16 protein-coding genes are annotated in these 13,573 nt (G+C 60.3%); 10 read left to right on the forward strand and 6 right to left on the reverse strand.

Going from position 1 to position 13,573, the window contains the following annotated elements:
- Window positions 1–11: 11 nt before the first annotated feature.
- The 4 genes from cheT to visR all read left to right on the forward strand — a co-directional run bounded on the left by cheT (window position 12) and on the right by visR (window position 4,068).
- The gene (cheT, locus tag ACVTFQ_RS01270; RefSeq protein WP_047507374.1) at window positions 12–404 is read left to right on the forward strand and encodes a chemotaxis protein CheT; all 393 of its coding nucleotides are present in this window, start codon (window positions 12–14) and stop codon (window positions 402–404) included.
- Window positions 405–556: 152 nt separating this feature from the next.
- Window positions 557–2,245, forward strand: a complete 1,689-nt coding sequence (fliF, locus tag ACVTFQ_RS01275; protein WP_111561703.1) for a flagellar basal-body MS-ring/collar protein FliF — start codon at window positions 557–559, stop codon at window positions 2,243–2,245.
- A 313-nt stretch (window positions 2,246–2,558) separates the two neighbouring features.
- Window positions 2,559–3,305, forward strand: a complete 747-nt coding sequence (gene visN, locus ACVTFQ_RS01280; protein WP_047507379.1) for a transcriptional regulator VisN — start codon at window positions 2,559–2,561, stop codon at window positions 3,303–3,305.
- A gap of 13 nt (window positions 3,306–3,318) precedes the next feature.
- Window positions 3,319–4,068 carry a transcriptional regulator VisR gene (gene visR / locus ACVTFQ_RS01285; RefSeq protein ID WP_047507381.1) on the forward strand — a complete coding sequence of 250 codons (750 nt, stop codon included), beginning with the start codon at window positions 3,319–3,321 and terminating at the stop codon, window positions 4,066–4,068.
- A 21-nt stretch (window positions 4,069–4,089) separates the two neighbouring features.
- Here the strand turns inward: visR and ACVTFQ_RS01290 are convergent, their stop codons facing one another.
- From ACVTFQ_RS01290 to motA, 6 genes are all read right to left on the reverse strand, one after another.
- A complete protein-coding gene (locus tag ACVTFQ_RS01290) occupies window positions 4,090–4,530 on the reverse strand; it encodes a hypothetical protein (RefSeq protein ID WP_047507383.1) in 441 nt (146 codons plus the stop codon).
- Window positions 4,531–4,534: 4 nt separating this feature from the next.
- Window positions 4,535–5,614, reverse strand: coding sequence for a flagellar biosynthesis protein FlhB (gene flhB, locus ACVTFQ_RS01295; protein ID WP_111561704.1), 1,080 nt, complete (start codon window positions 5,612–5,614; stop codon window positions 4,535–4,537).
- A 125-nt stretch (window positions 5,615–5,739) separates the two neighbouring features.
- The gene (gene fliG / locus ACVTFQ_RS01300) at window positions 5,740–6,780 is read right to left on the reverse strand and encodes a flagellar motor switch protein FliG (protein ID WP_018898420.1); all 1,041 of its coding nucleotides are present in this window, start codon (window positions 6,778–6,780) and stop codon (window positions 5,740–5,742) included.
- 29 nt (window positions 6,781–6,809) lie between these two features.
- A complete protein-coding gene (fliN, locus tag ACVTFQ_RS01305; RefSeq protein ID WP_112436306.1) occupies window positions 6,810–7,379 on the reverse strand; it encodes a flagellar motor switch protein FliN in 570 nt (189 codons plus the stop codon).
- 62 nt (window positions 7,380–7,441) lie between these two features.
- On the reverse strand, window positions 7,442–8,380 hold the full coding sequence (locus tag ACVTFQ_RS01310) for a FliM/FliN family flagellar motor switch protein (protein ID WP_047507392.1): 939 nt from the start codon (window positions 8,378–8,380) through the stop codon (window positions 7,442–7,444).
- A gap of 6 nt (window positions 8,381–8,386) precedes the next feature.
- The gene (motA, locus tag ACVTFQ_RS01315; RefSeq protein WP_018898423.1) at window positions 8,387–9,259 is read right to left on the reverse strand and encodes a flagellar motor stator protein MotA; all 873 of its coding nucleotides are present in this window, start codon (window positions 9,257–9,259) and stop codon (window positions 8,387–8,389) included.
- Between the two features lie 274 nt (window positions 9,260–9,533).
- Here motA and flgF point away from each other — a divergent pair, with 274 nt between their 5' ends.
- From flgF to fliE, 6 genes are all read left to right on the forward strand, one after another.
- On the forward strand, window positions 9,534–10,268 hold the full coding sequence (flgF, locus tag ACVTFQ_RS01320; RefSeq protein ID WP_047507394.1) for a flagellar basal-body rod protein FlgF: 735 nt from the start codon (window positions 9,534–9,536) through the stop codon (window positions 10,266–10,268).
- A 16-nt stretch (window positions 10,269–10,284) separates the two neighbouring features.
- Entirely contained in the window at window positions 10,285–11,673 is a 1,389-nt protein-coding gene (fliI, locus tag ACVTFQ_RS01325; protein WP_111561706.1) for a flagellar protein export ATPase FliI, read from the forward strand.
- A gap of 43 nt (window positions 11,674–11,716) precedes the next feature.
- The gene (locus ACVTFQ_RS01330; RefSeq protein ID WP_047507398.1) at window positions 11,717–12,262 is read left to right on the forward strand and encodes a hypothetical protein; all 546 of its coding nucleotides are present in this window, start codon (window positions 11,717–11,719) and stop codon (window positions 12,260–12,262) included.
- A gap of 169 nt (window positions 12,263–12,431) precedes the next feature.
- Entirely contained in the window at window positions 12,432–12,824 is a 393-nt protein-coding gene (flgB, locus tag ACVTFQ_RS01335) for a flagellar basal body rod protein FlgB (RefSeq protein ID WP_047507399.1), read from the forward strand.
- A 4-nt stretch (window positions 12,825–12,828) separates the two neighbouring features.
- Complete coding sequence (flgC, locus tag ACVTFQ_RS01340; protein WP_047507401.1) at window positions 12,829–13,245, forward strand: flagellar basal body rod protein FlgC; 417 nt, start codon at window positions 12,829–12,831, stop codon at window positions 13,243–13,245.
- Window positions 13,245–13,571 (forward strand): flagellar hook-basal body complex protein FliE, encoded by a 327-nt coding sequence (gene fliE, locus ACVTFQ_RS01345; protein WP_047507403.1) that lies wholly within the window; start codon window positions 13,245–13,247, stop codon window positions 13,569–13,571. The genes flgC and fliE overlap by 1 nt, the downstream gene beginning before the upstream one ends.
- Window positions 13,572–13,573: the final 2 nt, after the last annotated feature.

The following is a 13,573-nucleotide window of genomic DNA, read 5'->3' on the forward strand; positions in this document are numbered from 1 at the left end:
CCGAGGTCCTAATGAATGTGAATGCGCAGGCGGATCAGCCGTCGCCGGTCGAAGCACTGCCCGATATCCTGATGCGGGTCGTGTCGGAGCTGCACGATGTCGCCTATCTGATTGAACGGATCGAGCCTCAGCTTCTGGAAATCGGCGGCGAGAATCTGCTGAACGCCCCTGAGAGCATGAAGGTCCTGCAGGGGATCGATCTTGCCGTGCAGAAGGCGCGCGGCATTGCCGAATTCATCGACACGATAACCGGCGAGATCTCCAATGAATGGATGGTCGACGTCGCAACCGCGCTCAGCCTCGTGAAGCTCAGCGAGATGCAGCGCGCACTGGGCGGTGGCGGCATGCGCCATGGTCATTCCCAGCCGATCAACAAGGCAGCCGGCGACTTCGATTTCTTCTAGCGCCTTTCCTGGTTGGCTTCAGGCCTATCGGGAAAGCTCTGGCCGGCCTTCTTACTTAAACGTCAATACGAAACGCTCGCACAAGTTTCGGCTTCTATAGGTCAAATTAGGCGATAGGCCTGCTTTGTCTGTAAAGATCGTGCGAGAACAGAATGAATCTGTTAAATCAATTACTTCCGGTTATTAGGAACTTCAGTTCCCTTGGGCGGAATCGCCTGCTGGCGTTGGCCGGCATCGGGGTGGTTTCCGTGGCGCTTATTCTCGGCGCCGCTCTATTGGTGAATAAACCCGCTCAGGAAACGCTCTATGTCGGGCTTGATTCGTCCGATTTGAACCAGATCAGCATTGCGCTCGCAGAATCGAACATTGCGTTCCAGGTCGGTTCCGACGGTTCGAGCATCACCGTGCCTGCCGGCATGACCGGGAAGTCGCGTCTGCTGCTCGCCGAAAAGGGTCTGCCCAACAGCAACAATGCCGGCTACGAACTCTTCGACAAGGTCGGCTCGCTCGGCCTGACCTCCTTCATGCAGGAAGTCACCCGCGTTCGCGCGCTGGAAGGTGAGATTGGCCGCACGATCCAATCCATCTCCGGCGTATCGGCGGCACGCGTTCACATCGTCATGCCAGAGGTCGGCAATTTCCGCCGCGCCGAGCAGAAGCCGACGGCATCCGTCATGCTTCGAGCGAGTGCCTCGACCGGCCGCGCCGCGGCAAGCTCCATCCGTCACCTCGTCGCCTCGGCCGTGCCGGGGCTCGATGTCGGTGACGTGACCATTCTCGATTCCGCCGGCCAGCTGCTCGCCTCTGGCGACGAGGCCAGCAACAGCAACCTCAACCGCTCGCTCGGCATCGTCCAGAACGTTCAGTCCGAGATCGAATCCAACATCGACAAGGCGCTCGCCCCGTTCCTGGGCATGGACAACTTCCGTTCCAGCGTCACCGCCGACCTGAACACGGACGCCCAGCAGATCCAGGAAACCGTCTACGATCCGGAATCCAAGGTCGAGCGCTCCGTGCGTTCCACGAAGGAAGCGGCCCAGTCGCAGCAGACAGCCAACGACAACGCCACCACCGTCCAGCAGAACGTGCCGCAGGCCGCTCCTCCGACTGGTGGCTCAAGCGGACCGGCCTCGCAGGACAAGTCCGACAAGAAGGAAGAGCAGACCAACTACGAGATCAATAGCAAGACCACGGCGACCACGCGTAACAGCTACAAGGTCGAGAAGCTGTCGATCGCTGTCGTGGTCAACAAGGGCCGTATCGCCAAGATGGTCGGCGAGCCTGTCGACCAGGCCAAGATCGATGCCTATCTCGCCGAGATGCAGAAGATCGTTGCGTCCGCTTCCGGCATCCGCACCGATCGCGGCGACGTGGTCACCGTCACGGCCATGGACTTCCTCGAAAACCAGCTTCTTGAGGAAACCGGTTCCGGCGTCCGTGTCATGGACATGCTGAGCCGCAACCTCGCCGGCATCATCAACTCGCTCGCCTTCGTGGTCGTCGCCTTCCTGGTCATCTGGATGGGTGTCCGTCCGATGGTCCGCAGCATGAACGGTGGCGGTGCCGCAATCGCTGGCGATACCTCGATCGAAAGCGCCGGCCTCGAACTTCCGGACTTCGCGCCTGCTGGCGACGCCAGCGGCGGGGCCCTCATGGACGGCTTCGGCTCGGACTTCGGCTTCGACAGCACGGAAGATCTCCTCAGCCTCGGCGACGACGACGGCAGCTTCAATCGCCGGGTCAAGGAAGGGCCGGAGCGCAAGCTCGCCCGCATGGTCGAGATCAACGAGGAACGCGCAGCGAAAATCCTCAGGAAATGGGCGGTCGACAACGCCGCATAACAAAAGGGCCGGGAAACCGGCCCTTATCTTTTTTGGCACATCGCAAGCACGAAAACGGTGCATGACTCGCGTTTGACGCGAATCGTATTGCCATATGGCCTCGAATCATCTTAGCTTACTATAACTTCTAAGAGATGAATTCCTTGTGCGAATCGCCGCACAGTTCGCGACAAAAGTAAATCCCCAGAACTCGGAGATGGTGATTTGCTTTCATTGACGTAACCTTGGATGATTCGCGGGGAAGGTGCATTTCTTTGCTGACAGACGTGATCAAGCTTTTTTCGTGATAGGTTCTCAGCCTCAGGAATTGCCAATGGACATGCAGATATTGCAAGCTCTCAAGAGCGAAACGAGGACAGGGAACTTCGTCGGGATTGCTGCGACCAACCTGTCATCGCGCTCGGAACTCATTGCCCAGCTGTGTGAGATAGCGGGCACGGGAAGGTTGCAGCCGGGGCTGCGCATCCTGACCGATTACGTGGGGGCTTCGCACTATCTCCTGGCGCGCGCTGATCTGCTGCAGGAAGCAGGCCTCGATTTCGTGGTCTCGTCCGATTGGCCATTCGATCTCGTCACCAATCTCGCAGAGGCGTTCGTGGGCGGTTTCGGTCGCGCCACCGAGCTTGAGAAGTGCATGCAGCTCTTCCAGCCGCATTTCGCCGTCTTGCCTGACACAGCTGACGTTCCCGATGGTGCAAGCCGCCAATATTGCTCGCTGATGTTCAATATCGGGCGCTCGCGCCTGGCGCTGATGTTCCTGTTCGACGATGGCTTCATCCTCTCGCAGGAGCGCCTCAGGGATGTTGGCCTGCTGACGGCCTATTACACGAGCCTGCTGCAATATAGCGGCACCAAATCGGACCGCGATTTCGAACTGACCGATCGCGAGCTCGAGTGTCTCTTCTGGATCGCCGAAGGCAAGACCAGCGACGAAATCGCGATGATCCTCGGCATCTCGCGAAACACGATCAACAACTACATTACCAGCGTCATGCGCAAGACGGCGACGAAGACCCGTTCCGAAGCCATCGCTTTCGCGGTCAGAAACAACCTGGTGTAAGGAGGGCGCGCTCATGGCATATGCATCGGGCCGGTCGATCAGCAGCTCCGACACCATCTCGCGCTCCACGCGCGCCAACAGGGTCAGCAGCCGATCCGATCTCTTCCCGCGTCTGGTCGCCATGCAGAAGCTCGCCGACGCGCAGAACTTCGCGGTCTACCGCATGTCGGGCTCCGGCCTCCCGGCCAAGCAGCGCCTGATCTGCGAGCTGGAGAACTGGGGTTCGGCCAATGCCTCGCTGCACAAGAACTTTGTCGATGCCTATGGCGACGCGCTGATCGAGCACGTCGAGAAGTCGCTCCTGCCGCTCGCCTGGGCCGGCAGCCATGATCGCAGCTTCCCCGGCGCCATCGGCATGGCGCCATTCGTCGTGCGTCTTCCAGATGGCCTCGTGCCGTTCTCGGGCTTGGCTTTCCCCGTTCGTCTCGGCGCGATCGGCAATGGCTTCGTCGTCTTCACCGGCGATGATCTCGATCCGCCGAACGAGATGGTCGTCGAGCTGCACGGCCGCGCCTGCCAGGTGATGATCGACCTGCTGTCGCTCGACGAGCGTCGCGTCGCCGCCGCCGAAGCGCTCAGCGAACGCGAGATCGCCTGCCTGCAGCTCGCCGGCGACGGTCGCATCAGCGAAGAAATCGCCGACAAGCTCGGCCTGTCGGTGCACACCGTCAACGCCTATCTCGGCTCGGCGACGATCAAGCTGGATTCGGTCAACCGCATCCAGGCGATCGCCAAGGCAATCCGGCTCGGCTACATCAGCTGAGACGTGCTTTCTGCGGAATAGTTAGCTCGCGAGCGCCTGAAGCGGCGGCACATTGTAGCGCGCCTGGTTGAGGCTGTGCTCGAGAAACGCCGTGTTTTCGTGCGGATTCGCCGAAGGGTTCTCGAAAGCGATGTGGTTGATCTCGATGCCGGCATGCTCGGCGGCGAGCGTCAGCTGCGCGTAGACGGTCACGCCGCGCGGCTTGATCTCCAGGTCGATGACAACCTCGGGCTTGCCGCCCCATTCGAGCGTATAGCTGCCGCCATGGCCGAAATTGACCGTGCCGGGATGAAAGAACATCTCGGCTGCCGAGGAAACGAGGTCTGAAAGATTGCCGTAATACTCAAATCGCAGGATCGAAATCAGGTCAGAAGCATCAAGCAGCCGCAATTCGGTGGCGACCGGGCTGATTGCTTCGGCAAGAATCTTCTCGCGCTGGGCAGAGTAGGGGCATTTTTTCATTCGTTTATCTTACCCGGTTGTTCTTGGCCTGCGCCGCGTACACCCGATGAATGAGCTCCGCGACGGCCTTGTAGAATACTGACGGGATGACACTATCCACCGAGACTTGCGCAAACATGGAGCGCGCAAGCGGCGGATCTTCGAAAACCGGTATTCCGTTCGTCTCGGCGATCTCTCTGATTTTTAACGCAATTAGGTCCTGGCCCTTGGCAACGACGATCGGCGCGTCGTTTTCCTCGCGCACATAGCGCAGCGCAACGGCAAAGTGGGTCGGGTTGGCGATGACCATGGTGGCGCGCGGCACGTTGGCGATCATGCGGCGCCTTGCGCGGTCGCGCATCAGCGCGCGCTGGCGGCCCTTCACGAATGGGTCGCCCTGCGATTGCTTGTTTTCTTCCTTGATTTCGTGACGCGACATCTTCAACTCGGTGAACCAGTGATAGCGCGTCCAGAAGAAGTCGACGATCGCCACCAGCGCGGTCGCGACCAGAACCACCAGCGTGATCTTCTGCATGGCAGACATCATGCGGGTGAAGATCGTCGTCGGGTCGGAAAATATCGCATCGATCGACGCGAAGTAGTCGCTGCGCAGCATGAGCACCATGACAACGCCGACGATGACGATCTTCGTCAGCGATTTGCCGAACTCGATGAGGCCCTGCAGGCTGAAGAGCCGCGACCAGCCCTTGGCCGGCGATATGCGCGACCATTGCGGCCTGATCCGCTCGAGAATTGGCACCGGCAGGTTCTGGCCGATCGAAGCGGCAACGCCGAAAACCATGAAGAGAATCATCGCCGGCGCGAGCAACTGCGCGCAGACCCAGCCGAGGTGGACGAAGAGCGAAAGGACATCAGGGCCGGTGTCGATCTTCCACTGGTCCGGCTGCTCGAAAATATCCTTCAGCGAAGCCCCGACGGCGCTGAGCCCGTTCGGCAGGAAGAAGATCAGATAGATGTAAGTGGCGAGAACCGTGGCGAAGAGGGGCAGTTCGCGCGAGAAGGGGGTATTGCCTTTCTCAGCCGCGTCGCTTTGCTTTTTCGCGGTAGGCGCTTCTGTTTTACTGTCCTTGTCGTCGTCCGCCACGGTCGCGACTCCTACTCAAAAGAAAAGGCCGCGCCAGCGCGCGACCCTTGCTTTTGTAGTCCCCGGGAATGCCGCGATCAATCGCGGCGTTCGTCTCGGGCCTATCTGTACACAGTAACAGCGGCTTAGGCGGCGGCCGCACCTTCGGCTTCGCCTTCCTTGAGCTGGATCTGGCCGGAGTTGGCCAAACGAATCGCTTCCTGCGCGATGGCGCGGCGTGCGATCGCGATCTCGCGCGGGTTGATGCCCGTCGTGCCGCTCTGCAGGTCGGATTCGATCATGCGGCGCTGACGCGGGCTGATCGAGGCGAGAACGGCTTCCTTCATCTCCGACGAGGAGCCACGCAGCGCCATGGTCAGGATATCCGCGGAAATGTCGTTCAAGAGCATGACGCGGCTGCGCTGCGGCATGATCATCAGGTCTTCGAAGAGGAAGATCTTCGGACGAACCTTGTTGACCGATTCGCGGCTGATCGATTCGAGCGACGTCAGCAGGGTATCGACCTGCGGCTTGTCCATCTCGTTCATCAGTTCGGCAACCTTCGTCGAGCCGATCGAATTCTTTTCGGCGTCGATCTCGGCGAGCAGCGTCATGACCTGCTTTTCGATGATCTGCGCGGCCTTCGGGCTGACGGATTTCAGGTTGACGGTACGGTTCATGATGTCGGCGCGGCGGCCGTCGGGGATCTGCATCAGCACCTTGGCGCCGAAGGAGGACGGCATCATGGACAGGATGTAGGCGACCGTCTGCGGGTGTTCGCGCAGCAGGAACTTGCCGATGAAGGCAGGATCGCCTTCGCCCAGCCGGTCCCAGATGGAGGTTTCGTAGGCCTGGAACGCCGTGCGGCGGCCAAGCAGGCTGTCGACTTCGTCGGGCGTCAGCCCTTCTTCGAGGATGCTTTCGATCGCCTTGGCGTTGTCCATCAGACCTGCACCTTCGGTGAACAGATCCTCGAACTCGGCCACGAGGCCGAGCAGCTCATCCGGCGGGATCGCGCGCAGAGCCTGCGCGGATCCGATAATCGTCTGCAGTTCGGCCTGCGTGAAATACTTCAACAGTCTGCCAGCAACCCCTTTCCCCATCGCGAGGAGAACGGCCGCTGCTTTCTCAGCCTGGGTCAACGGTTTCTCGGCAAGAGCGCCGCCGAAATCGTCAAAGTCCATCATGGTCTAACCTCTCCGTCCCTACAGCGGGATCAGGCTTTCTTAGTACCTAAAACTTCTATCAGTTTTACGCCAAAACGTGTGTCGTCATTTTCGAGAACGGTGATCTCGCCGCGCGCGATCTTGCGGCCATTCACCATGATTTCGACCGGCTCGCCGATCTTCTTGTCCAGCGCGATCGTCGCGCCTTCGTTCAGGTTCATCAGGCCCGAGACCTGCATGCGGCTGCTGCCGAGCATGATCTGAACATCGATCGGGATGTCCATGATCAGGTCCATGTTCGACTGCATCGCGCTGCCGAGCGGGGCTGCGACACCAGGGGTCGCCGAGCTGTCACCAAAATCGGAAACGCCGCCGAAGTCGGAGGAGCCGCCGAAATCGCCGCCACCAAAGTCGGTGTCGGTGCCGGTGTCCAGATCGCCACCAAAGGCCGACAGATCGGTGCCGCCGCCAAACGCGTCGAGGTCGCCGCCGCCGAAGTCGGGCATGCCGCCGTCCGCGTCGGTCTTCAAAACGCCACGCAGGTCATCGATAGCCTGATCAAGCTCGGCTTCGTTGCCTGGTTGCTCGAGATCGGTGCTCTTTGTTTTTTTCGTCGCCATGAAATCACTATTCCAGTTGAAACTTGCCTCAACCTGCCTTGAGGGGCAGGGGCCGAAATCGGTTAATTCATTAAGTAGCGGATGAGGTCGTCATCCGAGTTGATCGTATCCTTCACCCGGACGGTATAATTCTCGCCCGAGCGCCCCAACTCACACACATAGAGCTCTTTGCTGTTGGCACTGACATCGACGCGGACGTCACCGCTGTCGAGGAAGGGAATGACGTCGCCGGCCGCGAGCTTGGAGATCGTGCGCAGCGTCAGCTCCTGAAGGCGGACTTTTGCTTCCAGCGTCACCTGCGAGCGTCGAACCTGCTCGCTCATCTGCTCCGTCCATTCCGACGAATTGGCCGATGCGTTCTTCGCGCGCGGCACGACAACGGTCGTCTTCAAGAGCGCTGCCTGCGGAACGATCAGCGAGAATTCCGATGTGATGCCTGACAGCGTGATCGACATGTTGATCGCGGCGGCGAATTCATCCGGCTTGTCGTCCGGCGCCTTTGGTCGCGTCTCGGCAGCGTGCGGCAGCTCGAGGCTGGGCTCGAACCCGCCTGGCGCGTTGACAGCCGAGCGCAGGACGTTGGCGATCTTCTCGAACACCGTGACGGCCAGCTCCAGCTCGATGATCGAGAGCAGGCGGTCCGCCGGCTGCTCGACAGTCTCGGGTGATGCGCCGAGCAGATGCTCCATCAGCGTGATGACGAAACCGTTGCCGCAGGACAGCGTGAAGTCGGGCGACCAGTTGCGAAGCGATCCGTCGACCAGCGTGACGCTCTCTCCAAGATCGGCGACCAGGTCGTGCTTGTAGCCGGCGTGGCAGCCGAGATAGTTGACCTGCACGTCGAGGTCGGTCTCGCTCTTGATGACATCGGGGAGAAATACCCGGTAGACGTCGCCGAAGGCGGCGCAGAGCTTTTCCACCGTCGCCTTGTCGCCCAGCCGGCCTGTCAGCTTCGCGAGCAGCGCGTCGTCCATCAATGGTTTCTGGAGTTGAGCGTTCATGTCCGTTTAGGCCGCCTTGTTCTCACCACCGGGGTTCATCATTTCCTGCTCTACGGCGTCGATCGAAGGACGCTCGTAGGCCGAGATCGTCTTGCGGCCGTATTCGAGAGCGACCTGAGGAACGGAGCCGTTCATGTAGGCAAGCAGCGTCTGCTTTACGATGACGTAGAGGCGGTGCTGCTTGGAGCGCACGATCTTGATCTGCGAGGTGATCGGCGAGCACACGCAATAGGAAAGCAGAATGCCGAGGAAGGTGCCGACGAGCGCCGAGCCGATCAGGTGACCGAGAACTTCCGGCGAATCGTTGATGTGCGCCATGGCCTTGATGACGCCGAGAACGGCCGCGACGATACCGATTGCCGGGAACGCGTCGCCCATCGTCTGGATGGCGTGGTAAGGCTTCATCTTGTCGTGAAGGATCGTGTTGATCTCTTCATCCATCAGCGCTTCGATCTCGTGGCTGCGGGCGTTGCCGATGATGATCAGGCGAACGTAGTCACAGATGAACGCGGTGATTTCCTTGTTCTTCAGGATCGTCGGCGCGGACTGGAAGATCGACGATTCGGCCGGATTGTCGATGTGGGCTTCGATCTCGTTGCGCGACTTCGTGCGCAGGTCGCGCATCAGCGAATAGAGAACGCCGAGCGTATCGAGATAGTTGCGCTCCTTCGGAACCGAATGCTTGAAGGCTTCTCCAAGCGCCTTGCCCGAGTCTTTCACGACCTTCATCGGGTTGGCCATGATGAAGCTGCCGATGCCGGCGCCGCCGATGATGACGAGCTCGAAGGGCTGCCAGAGCGCGTCGATGTGACCGCCCATGGCCATGAAGCTGCCGACGATACAGCCGCAGACAATCACAAATCCGATAATGATATTCATCGCCAGTCCAAACCTGATCGTTATCTTCAACCGAAGGGATAGGAGGGCTGGCTTGCGTGAGGCTGATCCTTGCCTTGACGATTAAGCTTTCCGGCAAGCTTTTTGCCAAGCATTCCAGATGCCAGCTTCGCGCAAGGATTTGCTGACAATCTATTGGTGACGAATGGGCCACCATGCCCATGTCTGAGATGCCGCCTCAGCGGGATCGGGGTCGAACACACTGCAAACGCCCTGGTTTCGTAACGTTCATCGCCAATGCCAGGAGCCTACCCCGATGCAATCCGGTCTTTATGTTTCGCTGTCGTCGCAGATGGCACTTATGCGTCGCCTCGACACGATCGCTGACAACCTGGCAAACGTGAACACAACAGGCTTCCGCGGCACCGAGGTCAAGTTCAACCAGCTGATTGGCGATACCGATAACAAGCTCAACGCGAAGATCGCATACGTCTCGCAGGGCAATGACTACCTGTCCGCCGACAACGGTGAAATGAACCACACCGGCAACATGCTGGATTTCGCGATCAAGGGCGATGCCTGGTTCTCGCTCGACACGCCGGCCGGCCGGGTTCTCACCAAGGATGGCCGCTTCACGCTGACCGATAACGGTGAGCTGGTCTCCGTGCGCGGGTATCCGGTGCTCGACACCGGCGGCGGGCCGATCATGCTCGACAGAACCGCTGGCGAGCCGAAGGTCGGCGCCGACGGCATGATCTACCAGAACAACCGGCAGGTCGCCGCGCTGGGCCTCTTCGAGGCGGATATCTCCAAGGGTTATCTCCGCTATGAGAACAGCGGCATCATGACCACCCAGACGCCGACCGCCGTTGTCGACCGCTTCAATGTCGGCGTCCAGCAGGGCTATCTCGAAAATTCGAACGTCAACGCGATGCGCGAAATCACCCAGCTGATCGAGGTCAACCGTGCCTTTGAAAGCATGACCTCGCTCACCAAGGACAGCGAATCCTCCTTCGGCGAAGCCATCAAGACGCTGGGCGGTAGCCGCTAAGCGGAAGGTTTGATCCATGGGCAATGAACAGCTGACCGAGGCGGCGCTTTCCAAGAAGCTCACCCATCTCGAAGCGCTCTCCGCACGCTACGCCAATCCCGATTTCATGATCGCCCCCGGCGGCCATGTGCAGACCATCGCGACCGGTCACTACACGGTCACGGGCCTGTCGCGCCATCTGCGTCTGGGAGAGTTCGTCGCCCACAAGTCGGCGACCGGCGTGCATCTCGGTGAAGTCGTGCGCGTCGAGCCGGATCTTGCCTATGTCTGCCCCATTGAGCCGGGCGAGCCGATCGGCGTTCACGATACCGTCATCCGCAAGGGCGCCTTCCGCATCGCGCCGTCTGACAGCTGGTGCGGCCGGACCATCAGCTCGCTCTGTGAGCCGATCGATGGCAAGGGCCCCGTCGTCGAGGGACTGAAGCGCCGCTCTATCTCCAACACCGCGCCCCCGTCGATGACGCGCCAGCGCGTCGAGAAGGGCTTCAAGACCGGCGTGCGCGCGATCGACATCTTCTCACCGCTATGCCTCGGCCAGCGCCTCGGCATTTTCGCCGGCTCGGGCGTCGGCAAGTCGACGCTGCTCTCCATGCTTGCCCGCGCCGACGCCTTCGACAAGGTCGTGATCGCGCTCGTTGGCGAACGTGGCCGCGAAGTGCGCGAATTCATCGAGGATACGCTCGGTGCCGACATGCAGAAATCGGTCGTGGTGGTTGCGACCAGCGACGAAAGCCCGATGCTGCGCAAGATGGCGCCGCTGACGGCCATCACCATCGCCGAGCATTTCCGCGACCAGGGCGACAACGTCCTCCTGATCGTCGACAGCGTCACGCGCTTCGCCCACGCGATCCGCGAAGTCGCGACAGCTTCCGGCGAGCCGCCGATCGCGCGCGGCTATCCGGCCTCCGTCTTCACCGAACTGCCGCGCCTGCTCGAGCGCGCCGGCCCCGGCCCCGAGAGCACCGGCACAATCACCGCCATCATCTCGATCCTGGTCGATGGCGACAATCACAACGATCCGATCGCCGACTCCACCCGCGGCATTCTCGACGGCCACCTCGTTCTCCAGCGCAGCCTCGCTGACGAAGGTCGCTATCCGCCGATCGATCCGCTCGCATCGATCTCGCGTCTGGCCCGCAAGGCCTGGACGCCGGATCAGGAGAAGCTCGTCTCGCGCCTCAAGGCGCTTGTGCATCGCTACGAGGAAACCCGCGATCTTCGCCTGATCGGCGGCTACCGGCAGGGCGCCGATCCGGATCTCGACATGGCGGTCAAGCAGGTGCCCGTCATTTACGACGTATTGAAGCAATCCCCCGGCGATCAGCCATCCCCGGATTCCTTCGCCGATCTGGCGGGAGCCCTGAAGGCGGCTGCCGGCATCGGCAACCAGCCGGTACGCAGATAGCGAATTAGAAGATAGCCGACGCTTGAAGATAGAAAGACTAGATGTGACCGATTTCGACGATGACGAAAAGATTCCGCCGCTGAAGCCGCAGGGCCGTCGGAGGTCGACGTTCAACGATCGCGTTCTCACGGTCGCGGGTCTGCTGCTCGCCGGCGCATCCGCGATCTTTCCGTGGTACGTGTTCTTCAACGAAAACAAGTTCGGTCTCAACGTCGCCGAGGGCGACCGCACGCGCGACCTGCCGAACTGGCCGGCGCGCAATGTCTTCAGCGTTTCACCGCTAGCGATGGCCAACAGGAACCCGCCGGAAGTAAAGCCAGAGGTCCCTGTCGATCCGCTGACGACGGCAACGGTCTCCTCCATCGGCAAGGAAGACAACAAGGGCGCCCCCGCCGAAGATCAGCCGTTCCCCGGCAAGTCGGCCTTCCGACTGCTGCATGTCGCCAACGGCCGTGCGCTGATCGAGGATACATCGGGCATGTATGTCGTTCGCGTCGGCTCGATCCTGCCGGACGAGAGCCGTCTCGCCACGCTCGAGCAGCGCGATGGAAAATGGGTGATCATCACGTCCAGGGGTGAAGTTTACTGACGTCGTGGACGTCGGGCCAGCATCGGCTTTTCAAGGCTCCTCCGCCCAGCGGAGGAGCCTTTTTCGTCTCTGCCGATCCCAGCTCGCCCTTATGAAGCAAGAACGCATTCTCCGTAAGTCTGACGCAAGATTACCGACCTAGGTTCGGGGCAGTAAAAAGGAGAGTTCCATGCAACCGATTCAACTGTTCGACTTGGCCTCGCGGCAGGCGGAATGGCTGTCGATTCGTCAGGAAGTCGTTGCCGGCAACATCGCGAACGCCAACACGCCAAAGTATCGCGCCAAGGACATCACGCCTTTCCAGGCTGTTCTCGACAATTCGGACGTGGCGATGGCGCGGACCAACGCCGCACATTTGAGCGGCAACGATCTCAGCACCAAGAACGACATCGACGTCAAGGATGCCGCGCTTGACGAGGAAATGGGCGTGCAGGAATCGGGCAACACGGTTGGTCTCGCCGAAGAGCTCTCCAAGGCTGGCGAAATCAAGCGCCAATATGAGCTGAACACCTCGCTCGTGGGGTCCTTCAACCGATTGATGCTTATGACGGTGAAGAGCTAAAAACATGGATCCTTTGTCAGCCGCTTCCAAAATCGCAGCCTCCGGCCTGGAGGCGCAGTCGACGCGTCTTCGCATCGTCTCGGAAAACATCGCAAACTCTCGCTCCACGGGGGATACCCCTGGCGCTGATCCTTACCGCCGCAAGACCATAACCTTCGGCGAAGCCATGGATCGCGCAACGGGCGTAACGACGGTCAACGTCAAGAAACTGGGCGTCGATGAATCGAAGTTCAGCACCGAATTCGATCCCAACAATCCTGCTGCGGACGCCAAGGGCGTGGTCAAGCTTCCGAACGTCAACATGCTGGTCGAGATGGCCGACATGCGCGAGGCAAACCGCTCCTACGACGCCAATCTGCAGGTCATCAAGCAAACCCGCGATCTCGTTTCATCGACAATCGACCTTCTGAAGAGCCAATAATGATTAACAGCATAAACAGCCTCAGCTCCCTGTCGGTAACGCGTGATCTGAGCGGCGTCGATCTCGGCAAATCCCAGGCCTCGTCGTCCGCCCAAAGTGCCACCAACGACGCCAGCTTCGCATCTGTCCTCGGCAATGCGGCCACCAACGCTGTCAATTCGATCAAGGGCGCTGAAAACATGTCCTTCGAAGGCATCAAGGGCACCGCGACGACGCGTGAAGTCGTCGATGCCGTGATGCAGGCGCAGCAGACCCTTCAGACCGCGATTGCCATTCGAGACAAGGTCGTTTCGGCCTTCCTCGAAGTAACCAAGATGCAGATGTAGTT

Source organism: Rhizobium sp. O111 (assembly GCF_055616315.1).

Bases quoted from the DNA above. Each gene is read 5' to 3' on its own strand.
- fliE (WP_047507403.1), top strand. From the start codon at position 13,245: ATGATTAACAGCATAAACAGCCTCAGCTCCCTGTCGGTAACGCGTGAT.
- ACVTFQ_RS01290 (WP_047507383.1), bottom strand. From the start codon at position 4,530: ATGAAAAAATGCCCCTACTCTGCCCAGCGCGAGAAGATTCTTGCCGAA.
- flgC (WP_047507401.1), top strand. From the start codon at position 12,829: ATGGATCCTTTGTCAGCCGCTTCCAAAATCGCAGCCTCCGGCCTGGAG.
- visR (WP_047507381.1), top strand. From the start codon at position 3,319: ATGGCATATGCATCGGGCCGGTCGATCAGCAGCTCCGACACCATCTCG.
- flgB (WP_047507399.1), top strand. From the start codon at position 12,432: ATGCAACCGATTCAACTGTTCGACTTGGCCTCGCGGCAGGCGGAATGG.
- fliI (WP_111561706.1), top strand. From the start codon at position 10,285: ATGGGCAATGAACAGCTGACCGAGGCGGCGCTTTCCAAGAAGCTCACC.
- fliN (WP_112436306.1), bottom strand. From the start codon at position 7,379: ATGGCGACGAAAAAAACAAAGAGCACCGATCTCGAGCAACCAGGCAAC.
- motA (WP_018898423.1), bottom strand. From the start codon at position 9,259: ATGAATATCATTATCGGATTTGTGATTGTCTGCGGCTGTATCGTCGGC.
- fliG (WP_018898420.1), bottom strand. From the start codon at position 6,780: ATGATGGACTTTGACGATTTCGGCGGCGCTCTTGCCGAGAAACCGTTG.
- cheT (WP_047507374.1), top strand. From the start codon at position 12: ATGAATGTGAATGCGCAGGCGGATCAGCCGTCGCCGGTCGAAGCACTG.
- visN (WP_047507379.1), top strand. From the start codon at position 2,559: ATGGACATGCAGATATTGCAAGCTCTCAAGAGCGAAACGAGGACAGGG.
- flgF (WP_047507394.1), top strand. From the start codon at position 9,534: ATGCAATCCGGTCTTTATGTTTCGCTGTCGTCGCAGATGGCACTTATG.
- ACVTFQ_RS01310 (WP_047507392.1), bottom strand. From the start codon at position 8,380: ATGAACGCTCAACTCCAGAAACCATTGATGGACGACGCGCTGCTCGCG.
- fliF (WP_111561703.1), top strand. From the start codon at position 557: ATGAATCTGTTAAATCAATTACTTCCGGTTATTAGGAACTTCAGTTCC.